Source organism: Photorhabdus heterorhabditis, assembly GCF_018448905.1.
Classification (GTDB): domain Bacteria; phylum Pseudomonadota; class Gammaproteobacteria; order Enterobacterales; family Enterobacteriaceae; genus Photorhabdus; species Photorhabdus heterorhabditis.
This window is the reverse complement of the sequence record NZ_RCWA01000021.1, coordinates 14,404-31,474: the sequence shown is the minus strand read 5'-3', so window position 1 is coordinate 31,474 and position 17,071 is coordinate 14,404. Positions and strand designations below refer to the sequence as shown.

The following is a 17,071-nucleotide window of genomic DNA, read 5'->3' as shown; positions in this document are numbered from 1 at the left end:
AAACTACGATTATCAAAGTCACATTCTATTACTTATAGAAATCAATACTGATTAACAGTCACTATTATTAATTGATGTTGTACCTGAAAATTAATTTTCCATAATTGTTTTGTTTCACAGAAAATTATTTAAATAACTATTATATAATTTTTTAAATATAAACGATAACATCTATAAATCATGTTATTGCGGTAGCTATACCCTTGATGAACAAAACAATCCAATATTATATACAAGGTGATAAAAATGGAAAAAGAATATAACCGGTCCACTTTAGAATCCAATATAGAGAATACCAATACTCTGGATCGCCATGAAATTGGTAAAACGCTTGGTCAGACTGATAATCCACATTCAGCACGAAAACCGGGTGATGACTATACACAGGCAATAAAAATTAACCCTGACGGCGGCTTAAAAGTAGATAAAGATGGACTAAATGTAAAAGCGGGTAATGGTATTAAAGTAGACAGTAGTGGCATCAGTATTGATCCCAATAATGTACTGCCAAAAGGCATGATTATGATGTTCTCCGGTGAGAATGCTCCTACCGGCTGGGCTTTTTGTAATGGTAATAATGGAACCCCAGATTTAAGAAACCGTTTTGTCATGTGTGGTGAAACTCTTGCTGAGACAGGAGAAAGCAATAGTAAAGCCAGTGGGAGTGGTAATGGAAAAAACTTTTCCAAAAATACAACATCAACTGCGGTTTCGGTAAATGTTACTGTGGGAAATACAATATTAACAGAGTCACAAATACCTAGTCATAAACATATTGGGGGTATGTCTTATTTTAATAATTATGGAATGAAATATGGCTTAGACCCTGATAACCAAACCGAATATCAAATAAATAATGACTCTACTAGCTCAATATGGTGGAAACCTTCATCAGGACAAAATTTCTATGCATATACATCAAACACAGGAGGAGGACAAGGACATAATCATCCGGCAACAGCATCGTCCCCTGAACATAATCATAGTGTTGATATTATTCCACCTTATTATTTGCTGGCTTTTATTATGAAACTTTAATTCCGTTGCACCAAAAAGATTTAAATCACCTCTTATTTTCTAATTACAAAGGATATATAACAATGAATATATCTAGTTATTTCTTCCTAAATGAAGAGAACATTAAGTTCAATAATCAATGTTTAAATACATACATGGGTTACCCTCATCCCATCGGTAAAGATTGGCCCAACCTGCCTACCGGGTTCCAAAGATATATTGACGATGTTATTAATTTAAATGGCTTTTTATATTTTTTTAAAGGCTCACTGTATCTTAAATTCGATATCGCGAAAGCACAGGTCGTTGATGGACCAAACTTCATTATAGATGGCTGGCCTGGATTAAAAGGAACAGAACTGGAAAATGGAATAGATGCCGCCATAGAATTGACTACCAACACCGTTTGTTTCTTTAAAGGCAGACATTGTATAGATTACACCATCGATTTACACACAATTAAGACCAGCACTATTTCAGACCGATGGGGAATGACTGGGAAATATGCAAAATTTAGTAGCAATCTGGATGCCATTATTTCATGGCCAGATATCGATGGAAATTTTATTTATTTTTTCAAAGGGGATTCTTTTATTCGGTTCGACCCAAATTTGAATGCACTTGATGCCGGGCCAATCATCATCTCCAGCGATAATCAGGGTTGGAGAGGGTTAACCTTCAAAAATATTCAAGCGGCTGTATCGGTCGACACCGATTTATTAGGCAGCAACCGAGACAATAGTGGCGTCTGTAGTGGAACATATGGTACTAATGACACGGGTAAACATTGTTTCCAGTTACCTCAAAGTATTAGATTCGGTTTGGTAGTCTATACTCATGCAGAGACTTTGCAAACTGTAAAAGTATATATTGACGATATTTTGGTAGATACATTAACCGGTAAAGGACAAAATAACCTCATGGCGACTAAATTCTATACATCAGGTACAGGCAAAGTCTGTATTGAGATTGAAGGAAATGGCAAACCATACAAGCTTCGTTATTTTGATAAGATATTGGGAACAGCTATTATCGGTGCTGAAAATGGTACCAATAATAATTACAATGATAGCGTGGTATTTTTAAATTGGCCTCTGGTATAAACTAAAAAACACTTGATTTCGAATAATTATTGCGCCCTCCGTGGCGCTTTTTTTCCTATTCATATGACTACCGTAAAATAAATAGTAGTATTTGGAAGAAATACAGTAATTTTGTCGGACATTTATTCAAGCTCACTCTGGCTCAGACCGGTGGTTTTCATCACTGTTTCACAATCGATTCCGCTGTTCAGCAATGCATGAGCAATTTTTAACGTTGCTTCTTGACGTCCTTCCTGACGCCCTTCCTGACGCCCTTCTTGACGTCCTTCCTGACGTCCTTCTTGACGTGCTTTATGTTCCAATCTTTGTGCTATTGTCACCAGTACCTCCTCATACCTCGGGGACTGTTCTGCCAGTCGCCGTAAGATCCTCATCTCACACGGATCGTTGAATGCTGATTGAGGACTCTCAAGACGAGTTAGTGGTGTATTTGCTCCAGTTCGTTCTGGCTCAGACCGGTGGTTTTCATCACTATTTCACAATCGATTCCGCTGTTCAGCAATGCATGAGCAATTTTTAACGTTGCTTCTTGACGCCCTTCCTGACGCCCTTCTTGACGTCCTTCTTGACGCCCTTCTTGACGTCCTTCCTGACGTCCTTCTTGACGTGCTTTATGTTCCAATCTTTGTGCTATTGTCATCAGTACCTCCTCATACCTCGGGGACTGTTCTGCCAGTCGCCGAATAAAACCCTCTGGATCGGCGGTATCTCCCACCTGTAATAAGTAGTTTAGCACGCTTTTTAGCTGTTCATCCGTATAGTAATCATACGTCAGCAGTATAACCAACTCTTGCAGCAGCTCTGCCATATCTCGCTGCCGGATATGCTTTTGCACCATTTCCAGTAGCGCGACCCGTTTGTGCGTCAAGATTTCATCATCCGGGATTACCGTCACATCTACCAGCGGGAATTTATTGGAATAGATTTCCTCCGCCAAGGCCGGATCATCGAAACAGTCGAGCCAATTGGTACTCCAGGGATACGGCTGTATTTTACCGTGATAGAACAACACCGGAATGACCAGCGGCAATTTTTCATGTCCCTGCTCCAGATGCCGTTGCATGGCTGAAATACCGTAGCGCATTAATCGAAATGCCATCATTTTGTCCGGGGAACTTTGGTGCTCGATCACACAATACACATAACCGTCACCCTGAGCCGTTTTCAATGAATACAAAATGTCGGAATAATGCGCCCGCAGATTGTCTTCAATAAACGACCCTGATTCCAACCGCAGTGTATCCAGATCACAAACTGCCCGTAATGTCGCAGGCAAATGTATCTCCAAAAAGTCTCTGGCAGTATCAATATGACTTAAAAACTGTTTAAAAACAGCGTCATGTGGCGTTGGTGTATTTTTTCTTTTCATCGGTGAATGGTAGCATACTTTCTTTTATATTGAAGGAATATTAAGCAAGAAACCAAGAGGACTGAGATGTCTTGAATTTTCTTTGACAAAAACTTTGATCGTATCTCAGATACTTTAATTTCCTTCTTAAGCGAAGTTCAGGTTAGTTACCTTTCCTGCAAATTTCCGCTATTTACCTGCTCCAATGATTTAAGTAAATGTTTTGCATTAGCGGATGAACGTAGTAAATAAGCAGTTTCTTCAAGGCTTGCATATTTTCTGCACTTGAAATAATAACGCAATCACCGCCGTTTTGTCTGGTAATCAATATTGGTGTACAATCCTGAACAACTTGATCCATTATCGAAGCAAGATTTCCCTTTGCAACGCTATATATTGTCTTCCGCATAATATGCCTTTTTCACCGTAGTATAAATATCATACAAAGATTGTATGACAAAATAGTATAATATCAAGCTAAACATCTATTTGCGCCATCCGTGGCGCAATCTCTTTATTCGCACGATCCCTATCCGCCCATAGGTAAAAGTTGATAGCTTTATCTGATTGCAAATTACCTTTGATTTGCACCATGTTACTTGACCAATTTCAGTTTAAAGAATAAAATAATGGTCAAGAAATAGGAGATCTTATGAACACCGCAACCAAACAACGTAATTTGAATGAGCTACAGGTGTTACTGCAAAAACGCTTTGACATAATATTCGGCTCATTGATGCCTGAGTTTGCTGAAAAGGCGAAGGCCAGCAATGCTCTTGTTCTTCCAGATAGCGAACTTTTTGGGCTGCTGTACTCAACCGTGCTTGAAAAGAGTGCCAGGACTCCCGATCGCGAACTCCGCAAACTAAAGCGTCGCGCTGAGAACCTGTCCAATTTTTATAAGGAAATTGAGCGCATGGGTGGCGTGATTAAAGCAGTGGATGTTGCTGATATTCTCGGTATCACGCGTCAAGCCGTTAATTTGCGAGTGAAGGGAAATAAGCTGCTCGCTTTCAAGAAGAATAGTGATCATGTCTTCCCGCTCTTTCAATTCAAAGAGGGAGGACTGTTACCTCACTTTGAAAACGTCATGAAAGCAATGAGCAATGATATCGGGCCTATTTCCAGAATATCGTTTTTGACTACCCCCTTGAGCGACAAGAACGGTAAAGGGAAAACCCCTATCGAGATCATGAAAGAAGATAGCAGCATTGATGATGTTTCAAAAATTCTTCGTGCAGCGAAACAGATGGGCGAACAGATCGCCAGTTAAAAGCGTGTCCTTTCGAAAAGGACACGCCTGGCACAAACTTAAAGCGGGACAACCTTGAATCGGAGCACGTCTTCGAGCAGTTCTTCAGCCGTGATGCTAGAGTATTTCCAGTTCAATAGCATGTATTCTGAATCGTAGTATTCCGAGAGATTCTTCATTCCTACATCTTCAAACCTTTCTTCATCCGATTCCCAGACTGCATAGCAGAAATCAGTGGAAGGAAAATGCCTCGATAAGTAACAAACACCGTCAAACTTATCTCTGGCAAGCTTGTAGAGGCACGCAATTACTCTCTGTGTCACTGTGTAGTCATCTCCGACTGAGACGTCTAACGTAATATGCAGCATTCCCAGAAGTTTCCCCACATCGACAAAAACGAGTGGCCGGAGTGGGCGAATCAGACACATTCGTGAGTTTTCAATAACAGACTCCTCAACAAATTTCCGCCCATCTTTATGTATCAGGCGCCCAAAACTTTCAGCAAGCGCTGAAACGGCCTTGTCTGCCATGTAGCAAACACCAAAAGTATCATCCGGAGCATTATATCGACCGTCACCAGTGGAGAAATTTATAGCCGATGGCCATTCTTTCCTCTGCCAGCGTTTTAAGTCCCCATTACCAGGTGAATGCGTCGGTAATGAATCATCTTCAAAGATTGCCGTAATTTCTTGATCTAAATTTGGATAGTCAAACTTTGAAAGAAAAGTCTCCTTTGTTTGCATTGTGAGGTACCCCCATAAATAAGTTTCGCCATAGGCTTCTCCTTAATGTTTTTTTGAAATGGTGCCGTGTGCTTGCCCACTGACACCGCTATGCCGTGATTGGCACCACAATTATACGACGATTAAAGTGGTTTTAAATTGATTGATTTTTTGGGGTTTATTAGACCACTACATTTCTCGTATTAATAATACCGAATCTAATAAGCAAAAAATAACGGTACAATTTTTCAAGCTAAATATCTATTGCGCCATCCATTTTCCTCATTAACCCGGTTTAATCCCCCACCAAGGCGTTATTATTGTGGCAATACAATGGGGAGACTAATTCGCGGATAAATAAATTCGAAATCAATGGCGGCATCGACTTGACGGACCAAATGATTTTTAGGAACCAACTCGTCAAGCGAGTGCGTTTCTGGCGGGAAAGTCTGGAGAGGGGGTGTTCTTAACATAGTGGCAAGCCCCGTTTAGTGAACGGAACTGAATTAAAACAAAGTACCGGATAAAAAAACAGCACTTTGTCAATAATCTGATATTATTTTATCAAAAAAATGTTGTCGTGCAATGCGCGACACGTGTTATGCTGTCTATCGTAACGCAACAGGACGCAAACAATGATTAAAAGTTGGAAGCATAAAGGGTTACGAAAGTATTACGAGAAGGGAACCACGGCGGGAATTGTTGCCCACCATGCTAACAGGCTAGACCTGCTGTTAAACGCATTAGATTTAGCAAGCTGCCTGAATGATTTGAGTTTACCGAGTTTTCAACTCCACCCACTTACAGGAGATCGAAAGGGTATTTGGGCGGTAAGCGTATCGGGTAACTGGAGGTTAACTTTCGAATTTAACGATGGTGATGTTTATACCTATGGATTTCAAGATGCATCGCGACGGCAAAGGAGCGAATCCCCGGGAGCATAGAGAACTATGTGACCGGGGTGTGAGTGCAGCCAACAAAGAGGCAACTTGAAAGATAACGGGTATATATACTGAACTACGAGGACTATCATGAATGACTAAACGTATGCCACCCCATCCGGGGCGCTATATCTCTGACGAGATGGAGCACTTAAATATTAGTCTTAGAGCGCTTGCGCGTGCGCTGGATGTCTCACCGTCAACTATTGGGCGTGTTGTTGAAGGTAGCGCGGCAGTAACGCCAGGAATGGCGGTTCGTTTAGCCAGCGTGATCGGCAGTACGCCGGAAATGTGGCTGAGACTCCAGGAAGCGTATAGCTTGGCACAAGTTAAACAGGAAATAGATTTAACTCGTCTAACTCCCCTGTTTACACCAACACCTTAACATGGCGGCAAACTCCGTCTGGTGAACGGAGCTGAATTAAAACAGGGTGCTGGATGAAAATCAATAATCTGTTGCGCCATCCGTGGCGCACTCTCTTTATTTTTATGGCTATCGCAAGTCACCCATTTAATTAAGCAGTAACATCTGAAATCAATTGAGTTGCCGGAACATCCTGCCCAAATCCTCTCAGCCCAACCACATGCACATGTTCGTGGTTTTTAAATACCTTACGCACCAGTTTATAAGTGGTCCCTTTTTCAGGGCTGATATTTTCCGGGGCAGCGATAATTAACTGCATTTGCAGGCGCTCACATAGTTCAAACAAGGTAGCGATAGATTTAGCATCCAAACGCGCCGCTTCATCAAGGAATAACAATCGACAAGGGGAAATATCTTTACCACGCAAACGGCGAGATTCTTCTTCCCAACTCTGTACCACCATCACCAGAATCGACATGCCGGTACCGATCGCTTCACCTGTCGATAGCGCCCCACTCTCTGCTTTTAACCAGCCATCCGATCCACGGTTAACTTCAACATCCAGTTCCAAGTAGTTACGGTAATCCAATAACTCTTCACCTATGGTTTGCGGTAAGCGCTGCCCCATATCTACTTGCGGATTCAGGCGCTGATAAAGTTTTGCCATTGCTTCCGAGAAGGTTAATCGCTGGCTGTTAAAGAGATCCTGATGCTGTTCTTGCTGTTCAGACAACACATCCAGCAATAGCGCGTGGCTTTCACGCACGTTGACATTCAACCGCACACCACGAACTTGTCCAAAGGAGACTGCTTGTAACCCTTGGTTCAGCATGCGGATGCGGTTCTGCTCGCGCTGAATGGTTTTGCGGATAATATTCGCCACACTCTTCGAACTGATAGCTAATTTCTGCTCGCGGGCTGTCAGCTCTTCTGTCAGACGAGCCAGCTCAATTTCCATCTGTTCAATGGCATCAACCGGATCGTCAGTGCGGATAATATCCTGACGAATACGTTCACGCAGATGCTGATAAACCGCAATGAAGAATTGAATCTTACGTTCAGGACGTTTTGGATCTTCGGATAAACGCAGCGCATCACGTAGATGTTCGTTATCAGACACTGCCAGACGCAATGCACCCAACGCCTTATCCGACATGGAACGTAACGCGCCCCCCTCCATATAAGCCAGTTCACGACGATGCAGACGACGCTCAACGCCATTGTCTTTCACCATGCGCATTACTGCACACCAACCCGATTTAGCCGCAACCACTTGCTCGCGGATTTGATGGTAATCGCGTTCCAGTTTCCGCAGTTTTTTCTGCAAGCTTTCCATCTCTGCTTCACAAAAAGCGATCTGCTTCTCAAGCTGGTTGATTCTGGAACGGTTAGTGCTGAGCGCTTCATGGAGCCGATCACGGCGCTCACGGGCACGAATTTCAGCATTCGCATCCGCTTGAACACCAATCTCTTTCATCTCCTGTTCCAGCTCTTTCAGCATATCTTGTTTGGTTTCATAAGAGCTTTTCAGGGAGGCCAGCACCTGGTTAAATTGGGAATACTGCGCTTGCTGTTGACGCAGTTGTTCGCGGGCGCGGCTGCGGTCCGATCCTGCATGTTCCAGACGCTGACGCAGTTTGTCATTCAAATCCACATTTTCGTTGAGCATACCCGCAGAATCACTGTAGCTAAAATGCGCTCGACGCTGTACCACTTCCACCAGCGCAAATGCCTGTTGTTTAGCTTGATGCTGGCTATGTTTGGCGATTTCATAGTCCCGTTGCAACTGCTCATGTTGCTGTGGATCGCTTTGCAGAACCGCAACCATCGGTTCCAACTTTGCCAGCGCCGAACCATGCTGTTGTAGGAAACGGGCCGCTTCCTGTGCTTCGTCCAGCTCTTCACGTACTTCCTCTACGCGATCGATTAAGGTTTCATCCAGCAATAGCGTAACTTGAGGGATTAGGCGATTTAATGTCGTCAGGCTCTCTTTAGCCTGAGTATATTGCTGACGCTGTTGTTGGGTTTGATCTTCAAACCGGGATAGTTCACGTTCCAGTTCCGTGTGACGCTGCCTTAGTTCACGGATTTCCGCTTCCGGATCGGTATCAAATGCCACAGAGAGGTGTTTACCGACAAACTGACTGAACGCCTGATGAGCACGCTGAATTTTCTGTACATCAAAAGAGAGCGTGGCATAACGCTCCGCCAAGGTATCGCGCTCCAAATTCAAAACTTCTAAACGATTTTCTCTGGCAGCACGGCCAAACAACGGCAATTCAGGGTAACGAGAATAACGCCATTGGCGGTCAGAAGATTTAACCAATACCGCATTTGTCTGCTCTTCGGCATTAAATACGCTGTCATCAAAGGATTGAGGATCACCTTCAATGAGATAGAGATCTTCCGGGCAATCTTCCAGCGTTTCAAGCTGTGGACGAACCAGAGAAAGATCGGGCACCACAATACCGTGACGCGCTGGCCCATACAGGGCCGAGAAATAAGGCGCGTCATCAATGGTGATATCGTCATAAATTTCTGACAGCAAAACCCCACCGAAACGTTCCGCTAAGGCAATCATCCGGCTGTCTTCCGCACCACTCGGCTGGCTGAGGCGCTCGATCTGCTTTTCCAACTCACGTTTCTGCGCCGCAATTTCATCACGCTCTACCGTTGCCTCACGTTCACGTTCAAGCAACTGCTGCATATATTCCGTCACGTCATTACTGCTCGCCAGCGCTTCACCATTCTGTTCACACAGTTGGTTCAGGGTATCCTGCGCAGCCAGCCAGACCGGGGCGCGGGCAGTCAGTGACTGAATTTTCTGTTTTAGCTGTTCAAGCGCCTGTCGCATTTCCATACGACGCTCACCGCTTTCATTGACACTTAAACTTAATGCTTCCTGCCGGGCTTCAAGTTCATTTTGTAATCCTTCCAGATCTTCAGCCTGATATTGCTGTCCCTGACGTTTACAAAATTCGCTTAATAAACGTTCCGCATTTTGTTGGTTGTTCAAGCGCTGCTCCAGTTCAGCCAACTGCATGCGAAACGGCTGAACGCGATCCGCCAGATGTCGCTGTGACGGCCAATCACGCAGCAATTCACGAGCGCTCTGCCAGGCTTCACTACGGTTGATTTCACCAACCATACTTTTAACCAGTTGATACGCCTGTTCGAACTGATTATGAGCCGCATCTGCCACACTTAATTTCTGTTCCAACATCAACAGAGCTTCTGTCGCCTGCTGCTCTTTAGCCTGAAAAGTTTCCAGCCATGTTTCTGCATTATCGGCGGCAAGATCCGGTAGCTGACAAAGTTCACGGGCGCGCTCCAGCGCTTGTAACGCCTGTTGATACTGAATAGCACGGGTTTGCTGAACATCCAGTGCCTGCTGATAATCAGCCAACTGACTTTTCAGCTCATCCACTTCCTGTTCAGCTGCTTCCGCTCTGGCTTCATACTCAGCCTGAAGCTCGCCGGCTTCTTCAACAACTTCGGTCTGTTCTTCCAGACGATAGGAAAGTTCTTCCAGATCCACCTGATAACGATCAATCTTTTCCTGCTGGCGCATGGCGGTCTGCACCAGATTTAGATGATCACTGGCAGCCTGATAATCCGTTTCTAAATCGGAGGAGGCGCCATTTTGCTCAGCCAACTCCCGCGCCATTTCAACATGGCGATATTGCTCAGTTGCCAGTTGTCTGTGGCTACCAAACAGTTCACCCCGCAATGCCAGTGCTTGATCCAGATAAGTGCGCCGCTCATTGGCATGGCGCATATAGTCAGCTGACACGTAAGAAGTTGCTTCGGTGATCAAGTGTTTGAACAGATCACGATCAGATTGGGTGACTCGAATAGCTTCCAGCGTTATGCGGTTTTCGCGCAATGCCGCTTCCATATCCTGAAATGCTTTCCGAACACCGCTGTTTTCCGGCAACAGGTAATCACGCAGGGAACGGGTAATGGCGCTGGAAATACCGCCGTACAGGGAAGCTTCGATCAGACGATAGAATTTACTGCGATCACCCGCTGAACGTAGGCGTTTGGGGATAACGCCCAAATCAAACATCAAGGCATGGTAATCCGTGATGGAGCTAAATTGCTTGAACTGCACACCTTCCATTTCATCAAGACGGTCTTTCAGTTCATTCAACGGCAATACACGCGCCTGTCTTTCACCGACATTTTCAGTCAGTAACTGAGTAGGTTGGATAGCAGTTGGCAATCCTTGGATCATAAAAGGTTTGATATCAACTTTGCGATCACGACCCGCCACCTGTTGCAATCTCACCCCAACCACCACCCGCTGATGACGGGAGTTAATCACATCCAGCGTTGAATAACAGACCCCGGCACGCAACTTGCCATGCAACCCTTTATCACGGGAACCGGAAGTGGCACCGGCTTCGGTGGTGTTACGGAAATGCAACAAGGTTAAATCAGGGATCAATGCGGTGACGAAAGCTGCCATGGTGGTGGATTTACCCGCACCATTACCGCCTGATAAGGTTGTTACCAGTTCATCAAGATCAAAAGTTCTGGCAAAAAAACCATTCCAGTTAACCAGCGTCAGTGAACGAAATTTACCGCGTTCAATCATGGTTGTTCATCTCCCGCACCCTCTGCTGAGCTATCCGGTGTTTCATCATTTTCACTGTCATCAAGCGACAAGCTGCCTTCAACCGGCATTGCCTCACCATCACGGATCATCCTCAGTTGTACTTCACGAGGATCGTCGCCACTACGTACATCTGCACCAAAACGGAATACCGCTTCAGTGATGGTAAATTTGCTATTGTCATTTGGCAGGAAATAGACCATGCCCAAACGACGCAGGCGATTAAGCGCAGTACGCACTTTTTCCTGCAATTTCTGTTTATCCAAGTCGGAACCGGAGGATCGCTGGTTGACAAACTTCATCAGTTTGCCCTCATCAGCCAGCGAGATCAGCTCTTCATATAGCTCCTGAGAAGTAAAAATCCCTTGATTAGTCAGACGTTCCGGGCTGAGATAGAGATAACAGAGGATTTTTCCTACCATCATATCCAGCTCTGATAATACTGAGCGCGGGATCAATGTGGCTGAACGAGGCCGCAGATAGAAGAAACCTTCTGGTGCACGGATCAACTCCACATTATAGCGGGCGTAAAACTCTTCCAATTGCTCCTGAAAATCCATCAGAAAAGCGTGATTATCAAGATCATCCAGCCCAATATGACGACCCGCGCGAAGCTGGCTGTCCAGTTCCGGGAAAAGTGAGTTGGCTAACGCCTGTGCCAGTTTAACCGGCATAAATTGTTCAATATGTGTCGATGACATGTGCCTGCACCTTGGCTCCGTAATCATTAATCGCTAACCATTCCGCTGGCAACCCAGAGAAATCTGCTTCTGCCACACCCAACCGTACAGCTTGATCCACCAAAATACGTGCCACATCAAAGTGACGAGGAAGCGGATGCTGAGCAAGATAATCCCTTAGCACCGCACCCAAATCCAGTGGGCGTTGTTCCTGCTGATATATCAACAGCGCTTTTTCAATCATTTCTGCCAGTTGTTCGTTTATTTCACTGAATTCTTCATATTCCAGTTCTAACGGCAATTCACCGGTAACTTCTTCATTGGATAACGTCAATTCTTCATCCCGCATATCCAGCAAACGCTCCGCGTTAGCCACAATGAGGGTCCACGGGTTATCAAAATAGTGTTGAACTGATTGACGTAAGCGCTGAGAGAAAATACGGTTTTTATCCATATCAATCGCAGTACGGATAAATTTGTGAACGTGACGGTCGTAGCCAATCCATAAATCAATCGCCTGCTGACCCCAGCTGATAATACGGTCCAGCTTACTTTGCAGATCAAATACCAGTTTATCCACCAGCTCTGATCCGCCACTGTCCATATTCGCATCCTGAATACGCAGCAAATTAGCCTGGAGTTTATCTCCAGCCGCTTCTAGTGTGTCCTGGAGTTCCCGCAATGTACCGGATGTTTCGGATAACAGTTGCTCACAGTTGGCAATCGCTGCCTGCCAATCTTGATTCAACAACGCCGCAATATCTTCTTTAACCGAGTTTTGCTGCTCATCCATCACTCGCTGGGACATATCAATACTATCGAAGATTTCTGCAACCGAATATTTCAGCGGGGCAAAAACATTCCGGTGCCAGTGAAATTCATCTCCCCCTTCTTCCGCTGCCTCTGCCGCCCGATGTAACTCACTTGCTACAATCGAAAGTTGCATCGAAAGACGTAAGGTAGAAAATTCCCGCTGGCGGATGTAGTAGTCACTGATGCTGATACCAAGCGGGGTTAAACGATAGATTGCATTACCGTCTGCCAGTTCACTGGTAAAACGGTTGAGAAGTTTCTGCCGCACCATATCATTGATAGCATTGTTAGCCCGCACCGCGACCGATTCTGTGGTCTGCTCAAATCCTTTGCAAACTTCACGAAAAGCATCAACCAGTTCTCCTTCGCTCATCTCACCGTCAAGGCGTTCGCTATTCAACACCGCAATTGCCATCAGAAGAGCTAATCTTTCCGCCGGCAATGAAATGGAAAAATCATTTTTCCTCGCCCAAGACACTAATTCCGGGACAGTCTGGGAATACTCACTCATAATTCTTCCTTTAACGCTGGCTTGCGGGCCATGACATGAATGTAGCGCCCCAAACTGATATAAGGTTCCTGTCGGCAATAACGCTGTTCTAATGCCAACAACGCCGGAAAGTTCTCATTCTGTAATTGACGACTTTGCAAATAATCGTGAAAAATCCGTACACCCGTTTTACCGATAATTGCCAAATTTAATTCAGCAAGCCATTGATATACCTGTTCAGGTGCTAATGGATTTTGCGGAGACAATGAACGTTTTCTGCGACGTTGCATATTGGGTGTCGCTAAATGAAAATTACCTAAAATAGCATTACGCATTACCAAGCCATTAGCATTGTAAAACATTAAAGACAAAGCACCGCCAGGATTAATGATATTCGTTAACACTTCTATTACATATTTCTGTTCGGTAATCCATTCCAATACCGCATGGAATAATATCAAATCTACCGGCTGCTCTATATATTGGCTAATTTCCTGTACCGGGCTTTGTATAAATCGCATATTTTGGCTGACCCCTTTTTCTTCTGCGGCCAGCCTTGCTCGTTGGATCATCTCTTCTGATAAATCACAAAGTATCACTTGATGACCTAATTCAGCTAATTGGCATGCCATATTACCCTCACCGCCACCTGCATCTAAAATACGCAATGGACGTTGAGGTAATTGAGCCAGTAATTCGCTGATATCCTGCCAGACAACGGCTTGCCTGATTTTACCTTTGGTTGTGCCGTAAATATTACGAGAGAATTTGTCTGCAATATCATCGAAATTGCGATCCCGCATGAAAAACTGCCTCACTAATGGAATAAATCTGATTTATCTGTTGAGATTTCATTATGCTAGCTGCTATTTTGGCACAGCATTCATTGATATAACCACTTTTGACTACAAATCGTGGGCCATATGGTTAAAACTCAACCAAATTAAGGCAAATAAATGCTATTCTTATTCAAAAAGTACTTGGGGGCAATGGTGATGCCTCTATCATTAATATTACTGATTTCACTTGTTGCCTTATTATTGTTGTGGTTTACCCGTTGGCAAAAAACAGGAAAAACCGTTCTCACATTGAGTTGGCTTGCGCTGCTTCTGCTAAGCCTGCAACCCATTGCCGATAAGCTGCTGTTACCACTGGAATCAACTTATGCTAAAGGTTATCAATCTGAGCCTAGTGACATCAATCCACCGGTTGATTATATCGTAGTTCTTGGTGGTGGCTTCACTTATAACCCAAATTGGGCACCCAGTTCAAACTTACTCAGCAACAGTTTGCCTCGGGTAACAGAAGGTATCCGTTTATATCACCTCAATCCCGGTTCTAAAATGGTTTTTACCGGAGGTAAAGGAACGAATTCTAAAAGCAGCGCGGAAGTCGCCGCTATAGTCGCACAATCACTCGGCGTACCCGCCGAGGATACAATTGCACTAACAGAACCCATGGATACTGAACAGGAAGCCAATGAAGTTGAAAAATTAATTGGTAAGCACTCTTTTATTCTAGTTACCTCCGCCAATCATATGCAGCGGGCAATCACTTTCTTTCAACAACAAGGGCTAAATCCCATTCCCGGCCCAGCAAATCAGTTAGCGATCACTTCACCGTTACATCCCTGGGAAAAATACCTGCCATCTGCTTATTATCTGTCTCATTCAGAACGGGCATGGTATGAAACGTTAGGCACTATCTGGCAACGTATTAAACCATCGAGAGATTCAGAGCCTCCCAAAAAATCAGATAATTCTCAGCCGGTAAATTCACAACTTGATCCGTAAACCATTTCCTGAAAAACGGGGAGAAACGAAAGCGCAATTAATTAATGCCGCACTTTCGTTAATCAAAGAATATACCCTTCATCTTTCAAGTTGCTGCTTTGTTGGCTACGTTCACTTACCCCAGTCACATCGTTATCTATGCTCCTGGGAATGCGTTCTCTTGCCGCCGCGCTGCAAATTGAAATCTATTGGGATAGGTTCAAACCAGTAATCAAATTTCAGTCAATGCCTTTCTGACTGCGGCTAAATCTTCTGGAGTATCAACCCCCGCTCCCGGTGCTTTCAGTGCTGTTCCCACATGAATTTTTTCGCCGTACCAAAGCACTCGTAATTGCTCCAGCATTTCAATCTGCTCTAATGGACTCGGCTCCCATTGTACATAACGACGGATAAAACCCGCACGATAGGCATAAATACCTATATGACGCAGGAAATTCTCGCCAATCGTTTCTCGCGATTGAATAAAACGATCACGCTCCCACGGGATCGTCGCCCTAGAGAAATAGAGTGCATAACCCTGTTTATCCATCACCACTTTCACGGCATTAGGGTTAAAAGCTTCTTCTGCATTATCAATCTGGACGGCCAGAGTTGCCATTCCCGCTTTGCAACCCGCCAAATTCTCTGCAACCTGCTTAATAATCTCTTCAGGAATTAACGGCTCGTCTCCCTGAACGTTAACGATAATTTCATCATCGGCGAACTGATATTTGTCGATAACCTCCGCTAACCGTTCAGTACCAGAATGATGATTCGCACTGGTCAGGCAAGCCTCTCCCCCCGCAGCAACAACCGCTGAAACAACGTCGTGATTATCCGTCGCCACAATAACGCGTTTAGCACCGGAGCGTATAGCCCGCTCCATCACACGAACAATCATTGGCTTGCCGTGAATATCGGCTAATGGCTTTCCGGGTAAGCGGGTCGAAGCAAAGCGGGCAGGAATAATAACTGTGAACATACTTTATCTTTCCTCATCCAGAGGTAATTCACGAGCTTCGTGATCTAACAGGACTGGAATGCCATCTCGCACAGGAAACGCAAGTCGATCTAGCTTACAGATAAGTTCGAAATTCTCTTTATCGTAGCTGAGTTTTCCGTTACATACAGGGCAAGCAATAATTTCGAGTAAACGGTGATCCATACATCCTCCAATTATGGAGCCTTGATTCAATACGGCTCAGAATAACATAAGCCCGGTATCATCGTTAACTCTTGTTATTTGATCTTTCGATCCTTTTCCCAATATTATCCACAAGAATTCAAATAGGGTAATTTGTTGAAGATTTAGAACTATCTCAGGAGAGATATTGGGTGCAAACCATGCTAGTTAACAAATCGTGAACACAAACCACAAGCAGCGAGAAACCGGAGCGCAAACGTGATATGTGAAATAATGACACACTTCGTTCTCCCTCCGGACTCACCGAAAGTACCTTCAAAAAGAGCTATTGCCTTTGTCCGAAACATGGCTCAAGCTCCTTCTTTATTAAAGAATAACAATAAAATAACTCCATAAGATAGAGAACTAGAATGCAATCACATCTGCTGCGGTTAAACTATAACCGTTGCGAATAATTGAGAACTCTACATTCTGCCCTTCTGTAAGTGATTTATTTTTTGTATTGGCAATCGCTTTTCTACTGACAAATATGTCTTGCCCGCCATCCTGTGGAGAAATAACACCATATCCTTTATTCTCATCAAACCATTTTACTCTGCCCATTTGTAATTGTAATGTCATGATAACTTTCCCTTCTGTTCATCTCACAATAATTCAATCTATTGTTTTTGATGTTTGCTACTCTTTATTAAGTTTTCGAATAAAGCTCCATCTCCATTTCAATACTTAAAATACCCTTAACTTGAGTAGTGCATTTGCTTGAGTAATTGGATACAAACAAGTATCCCGCCAACATTGCGACTGCCT

The 17,071-nt window shown here is 44.2% G+C and carries 15 protein-coding genes and 3 pseudogenes; 6 read left to right on the top strand and 12 right to left on the bottom strand.

Annotated features, from left to right (window positions below; translation table 11 throughout):
- Window positions 1–246 precede the first annotated feature (246 nt).
- Entirely contained in the window at window positions 247–1,038 is a 792-nt protein-coding gene (locus tag EAE89_RS13885; protein WP_214086068.1) for a tail fiber protein, read from the top strand.
- A gap of 62 nt (window positions 1,039–1,100) precedes the next feature.
- Window positions 1,101–2,120 carry a fucose-binding lectin II gene (locus EAE89_RS13880; RefSeq protein WP_214086067.1) on the top strand — a complete coding sequence of 340 codons (1,020 nt, stop codon included), beginning with the start codon at window positions 1,101–1,103 and terminating at the stop codon, window positions 2,118–2,120.
- A 122-nt stretch (window positions 2,121–2,242) separates the two neighbouring features.
- Here the strand turns inward: EAE89_RS13880 and EAE89_RS13875 are convergent.
- The 3 genes and pseudogenes from EAE89_RS13875 to EAE89_RS13865 form a co-directional block, all read right to left on the bottom strand.
- Window positions 2,243–2,485, bottom strand: a pseudogene (locus EAE89_RS13875) (ISNCY family transposase); the annotation flags it as partial.
- A 53-nt stretch (window positions 2,486–2,538) separates the two neighbouring features.
- Window positions 2,539–3,489, bottom strand: coding sequence for an Rpn family recombination-promoting nuclease/putative transposase (locus EAE89_RS13870; protein WP_214086066.1), 951 nt, complete (start codon window positions 3,487–3,489; stop codon window positions 2,539–2,541).
- A 146-nt stretch (window positions 3,490–3,635) separates the two neighbouring features.
- A pseudogene (locus EAE89_RS13865) lies at window positions 3,636–3,877 on the bottom strand (type II toxin-antitoxin system prevent-host-death family antitoxin).
- Window positions 3,878–4,120: 243 nt separating this feature from the next.
- On the opposite strand from EAE89_RS13865, the gene EAE89_RS13860 reads away from it, so the two are divergent.
- Window positions 4,121–4,741: a DNA-binding protein gene (locus EAE89_RS13860; RefSeq protein WP_214086065.1), complete on the top strand. Its 621-nt coding sequence runs from the start codon at window positions 4,121–4,123 to the stop codon at window positions 4,739–4,741.
- A gap of 38 nt (window positions 4,742–4,779) precedes the next feature.
- On the opposite strand, the gene EAE89_RS13855 is transcribed toward EAE89_RS13860, so the two are convergent.
- Together EAE89_RS13855 and EAE89_RS13850 are read right to left on the bottom strand one after the other, a co-directional pair.
- A complete protein-coding gene (locus EAE89_RS13855) occupies window positions 4,780–5,463 on the bottom strand; it encodes an RES family NAD+ phosphorylase (protein ID WP_214086064.1) in 684 nt (227 codons plus the stop codon).
- A 295-nt stretch (window positions 5,464–5,758) separates the two neighbouring features.
- Window positions 5,759–5,915, bottom strand: a pseudogene (locus EAE89_RS13850) (transposase); the annotation flags it as partial.
- Window positions 5,916–6,077: 162 nt separating this feature from the next.
- Between EAE89_RS13850 and EAE89_RS13845 the strand changes: the two are divergent.
- Together EAE89_RS13845 and EAE89_RS13840 are read left to right on the top strand one after the other, a co-directional pair.
- Window positions 6,078–6,386 (top strand): type II toxin-antitoxin system RelE/ParE family toxin, encoded by a 309-nt coding sequence (locus EAE89_RS13845; protein WP_054479911.1) that lies wholly within the window; start codon window positions 6,078–6,080, stop codon window positions 6,384–6,386.
- Window positions 6,387–6,477: 91 nt separating this feature from the next.
- A complete protein-coding gene (locus tag EAE89_RS13840; RefSeq protein ID WP_054479910.1) occupies window positions 6,478–6,768 on the top strand; it encodes a HigA family addiction module antitoxin in 291 nt (96 codons plus the stop codon).
- A gap of 130 nt (window positions 6,769–6,898) precedes the next feature.
- Here the strand turns inward: EAE89_RS13840 and mukB are convergent, their stop codons facing one another.
- Genes mukB through cmoM form a run of 4 tightly spaced genes read right to left on the bottom strand, consistent with a single transcriptional unit; the run spans window position 6,899 to window position 14,151 of the window.
- On the bottom strand, window positions 6,899–11,347 hold the full coding sequence (gene mukB / locus EAE89_RS13835; RefSeq protein ID WP_149616551.1) for a chromosome partition protein MukB: 4,449 nt from the start codon (window positions 11,345–11,347) through the stop codon (window positions 6,899–6,901).
- The gene (gene mukE / locus EAE89_RS13830; RefSeq protein WP_054479908.1) at window positions 11,344–12,066 is read right to left on the bottom strand and encodes a chromosome partition protein MukE; all 723 of its coding nucleotides are present in this window, start codon (window positions 12,064–12,066) and stop codon (window positions 11,344–11,346) included. Before mukE ends, mukB begins: the two co-directional genes overlap by 4 nt.
- Window positions 12,047–13,369: a chromosome partition protein MukF gene (gene mukF, locus EAE89_RS13825; protein WP_214086063.1), complete on the bottom strand. Its 1,323-nt coding sequence runs from the start codon at window positions 13,367–13,369 to the stop codon at window positions 12,047–12,049. The genes mukE and mukF overlap by 20 nt, the downstream gene beginning before the upstream one ends.
- Complete coding sequence (gene cmoM, locus EAE89_RS13820) at window positions 13,366–14,151, bottom strand: tRNA uridine 5-oxyacetic acid(34) methyltransferase CmoM (protein WP_149616550.1); 786 nt, start codon at window positions 14,149–14,151, stop codon at window positions 13,366–13,368. Before cmoM ends, mukF begins: the two co-directional genes overlap by 4 nt.
- Before the next feature lie 153 nt (window positions 14,152–14,304).
- Here cmoM and elyC point away from each other — a divergent pair, with 153 nt between their 5' ends.
- Window positions 14,305–15,141, top strand: coding sequence for an envelope biogenesis factor ElyC (elyC, locus tag EAE89_RS13815; RefSeq protein ID WP_054479905.1), 837 nt, complete (start codon window positions 14,305–14,307; stop codon window positions 15,139–15,141).
- 211 nt (window positions 15,142–15,352) lie between these two features.
- Here elyC and kdsB read toward each other — a convergent pair whose 3' ends face one another.
- The 3 genes from kdsB to EAE89_RS13800 form a co-directional block, all read right to left on the bottom strand.
- Window positions 15,353–16,102 carry a 3-deoxy-manno-octulosonate cytidylyltransferase gene (gene kdsB, locus EAE89_RS13810; protein WP_054479904.1) on the bottom strand — a complete coding sequence of 250 codons (750 nt, stop codon included), beginning with the start codon at window positions 16,100–16,102 and terminating at the stop codon, window positions 15,353–15,355.
- A gap of 3 nt (window positions 16,103–16,105) precedes the next feature.
- Window positions 16,106–16,285, bottom strand: a complete 180-nt coding sequence (locus tag EAE89_RS13805; RefSeq protein ID WP_054479903.1) for a Trm112 family protein — start codon at window positions 16,283–16,285, stop codon at window positions 16,106–16,108.
- A gap of 384 nt (window positions 16,286–16,669) precedes the next feature.
- The gene (locus tag EAE89_RS13800; RefSeq protein ID WP_054479902.1) at window positions 16,670–16,885 is read right to left on the bottom strand and encodes a cold-shock protein; all 216 of its coding nucleotides are present in this window, start codon (window positions 16,883–16,885) and stop codon (window positions 16,670–16,672) included.
- Window positions 16,886–17,071 lie beyond the last annotated feature (186 nt).

What these genes read in the sequence shown, in the direction of transcription:
- EAE89_RS13870 (WP_214086066.1), bottom strand. Translation starts at nt 3,489, where the DNA reads ATGAAAAGAAAAAATACACCAACGCCACATGACGCTGTTTTTAAACAG.
- EAE89_RS13800 (WP_054479902.1), bottom strand. Translation starts at nt 16,885, where the DNA reads ATGACATTACAATTACAAATGGGCAGAGTAAAATGGTTTGATGAGAAT.
- cmoM (WP_149616550.1), bottom strand. Translation starts at nt 14,151, where the DNA reads ATGCGGGATCGCAATTTCGATGATATTGCAGACAAATTCTCTCGTAAT.
- EAE89_RS13880 (WP_214086067.1), top strand. Translation starts at nt 1,101, where the DNA reads ATGAATATATCTAGTTATTTCTTCCTAAATGAAGAGAACATTAAGTTC.
- EAE89_RS13860 (WP_214086065.1), top strand. Translation starts at nt 4,121, where the DNA reads ATGAACACCGCAACCAAACAACGTAATTTGAATGAGCTACAGGTGTTA.
- EAE89_RS13840 (WP_054479910.1), top strand. Translation starts at nt 6,478, where the DNA reads ATGACTAAACGTATGCCACCCCATCCGGGGCGCTATATCTCTGACGAG.
- mukE (WP_054479908.1), bottom strand. Translation starts at nt 12,066, where the DNA reads ATGTCATCGACACATATTGAACAATTTATGCCGGTTAAACTGGCACAG.
- kdsB (WP_054479904.1), bottom strand. Translation starts at nt 16,102, where the DNA reads ATGTTCACAGTTATTATTCCTGCCCGCTTTGCTTCGACCCGCTTACCC.
- EAE89_RS13855 (WP_214086064.1), bottom strand. Translation starts at nt 5,463, where the DNA reads ATGCAAACAAAGGAGACTTTTCTTTCAAAGTTTGACTATCCAAATTTA.
- mukF (WP_214086063.1), bottom strand. Translation starts at nt 13,369, where the DNA reads ATGAGTGAGTATTCCCAGACTGTCCCGGAATTAGTGTCTTGGGCGAGG.
- elyC (WP_054479905.1), top strand. Translation starts at nt 14,305, where the DNA reads ATGCTATTCTTATTCAAAAAGTACTTGGGGGCAATGGTGATGCCTCTA.
- EAE89_RS13845 (WP_054479911.1), top strand. Translation starts at nt 6,078, where the DNA reads ATGATTAAAAGTTGGAAGCATAAAGGGTTACGAAAGTATTACGAGAAG.
- EAE89_RS13805 (WP_054479903.1), bottom strand. Translation starts at nt 16,285, where the DNA reads ATGGATCACCGTTTACTCGAAATTATTGCTTGCCCTGTATGTAACGGA.
- mukB (WP_149616551.1), bottom strand. Translation starts at nt 11,347, where the DNA reads ATGATTGAACGCGGTAAATTTCGTTCACTGACGCTGGTTAACTGGAAT.
- EAE89_RS13885 (WP_214086068.1), top strand. Translation starts at nt 247, where the DNA reads ATGGAAAAAGAATATAACCGGTCCACTTTAGAATCCAATATAGAGAAT.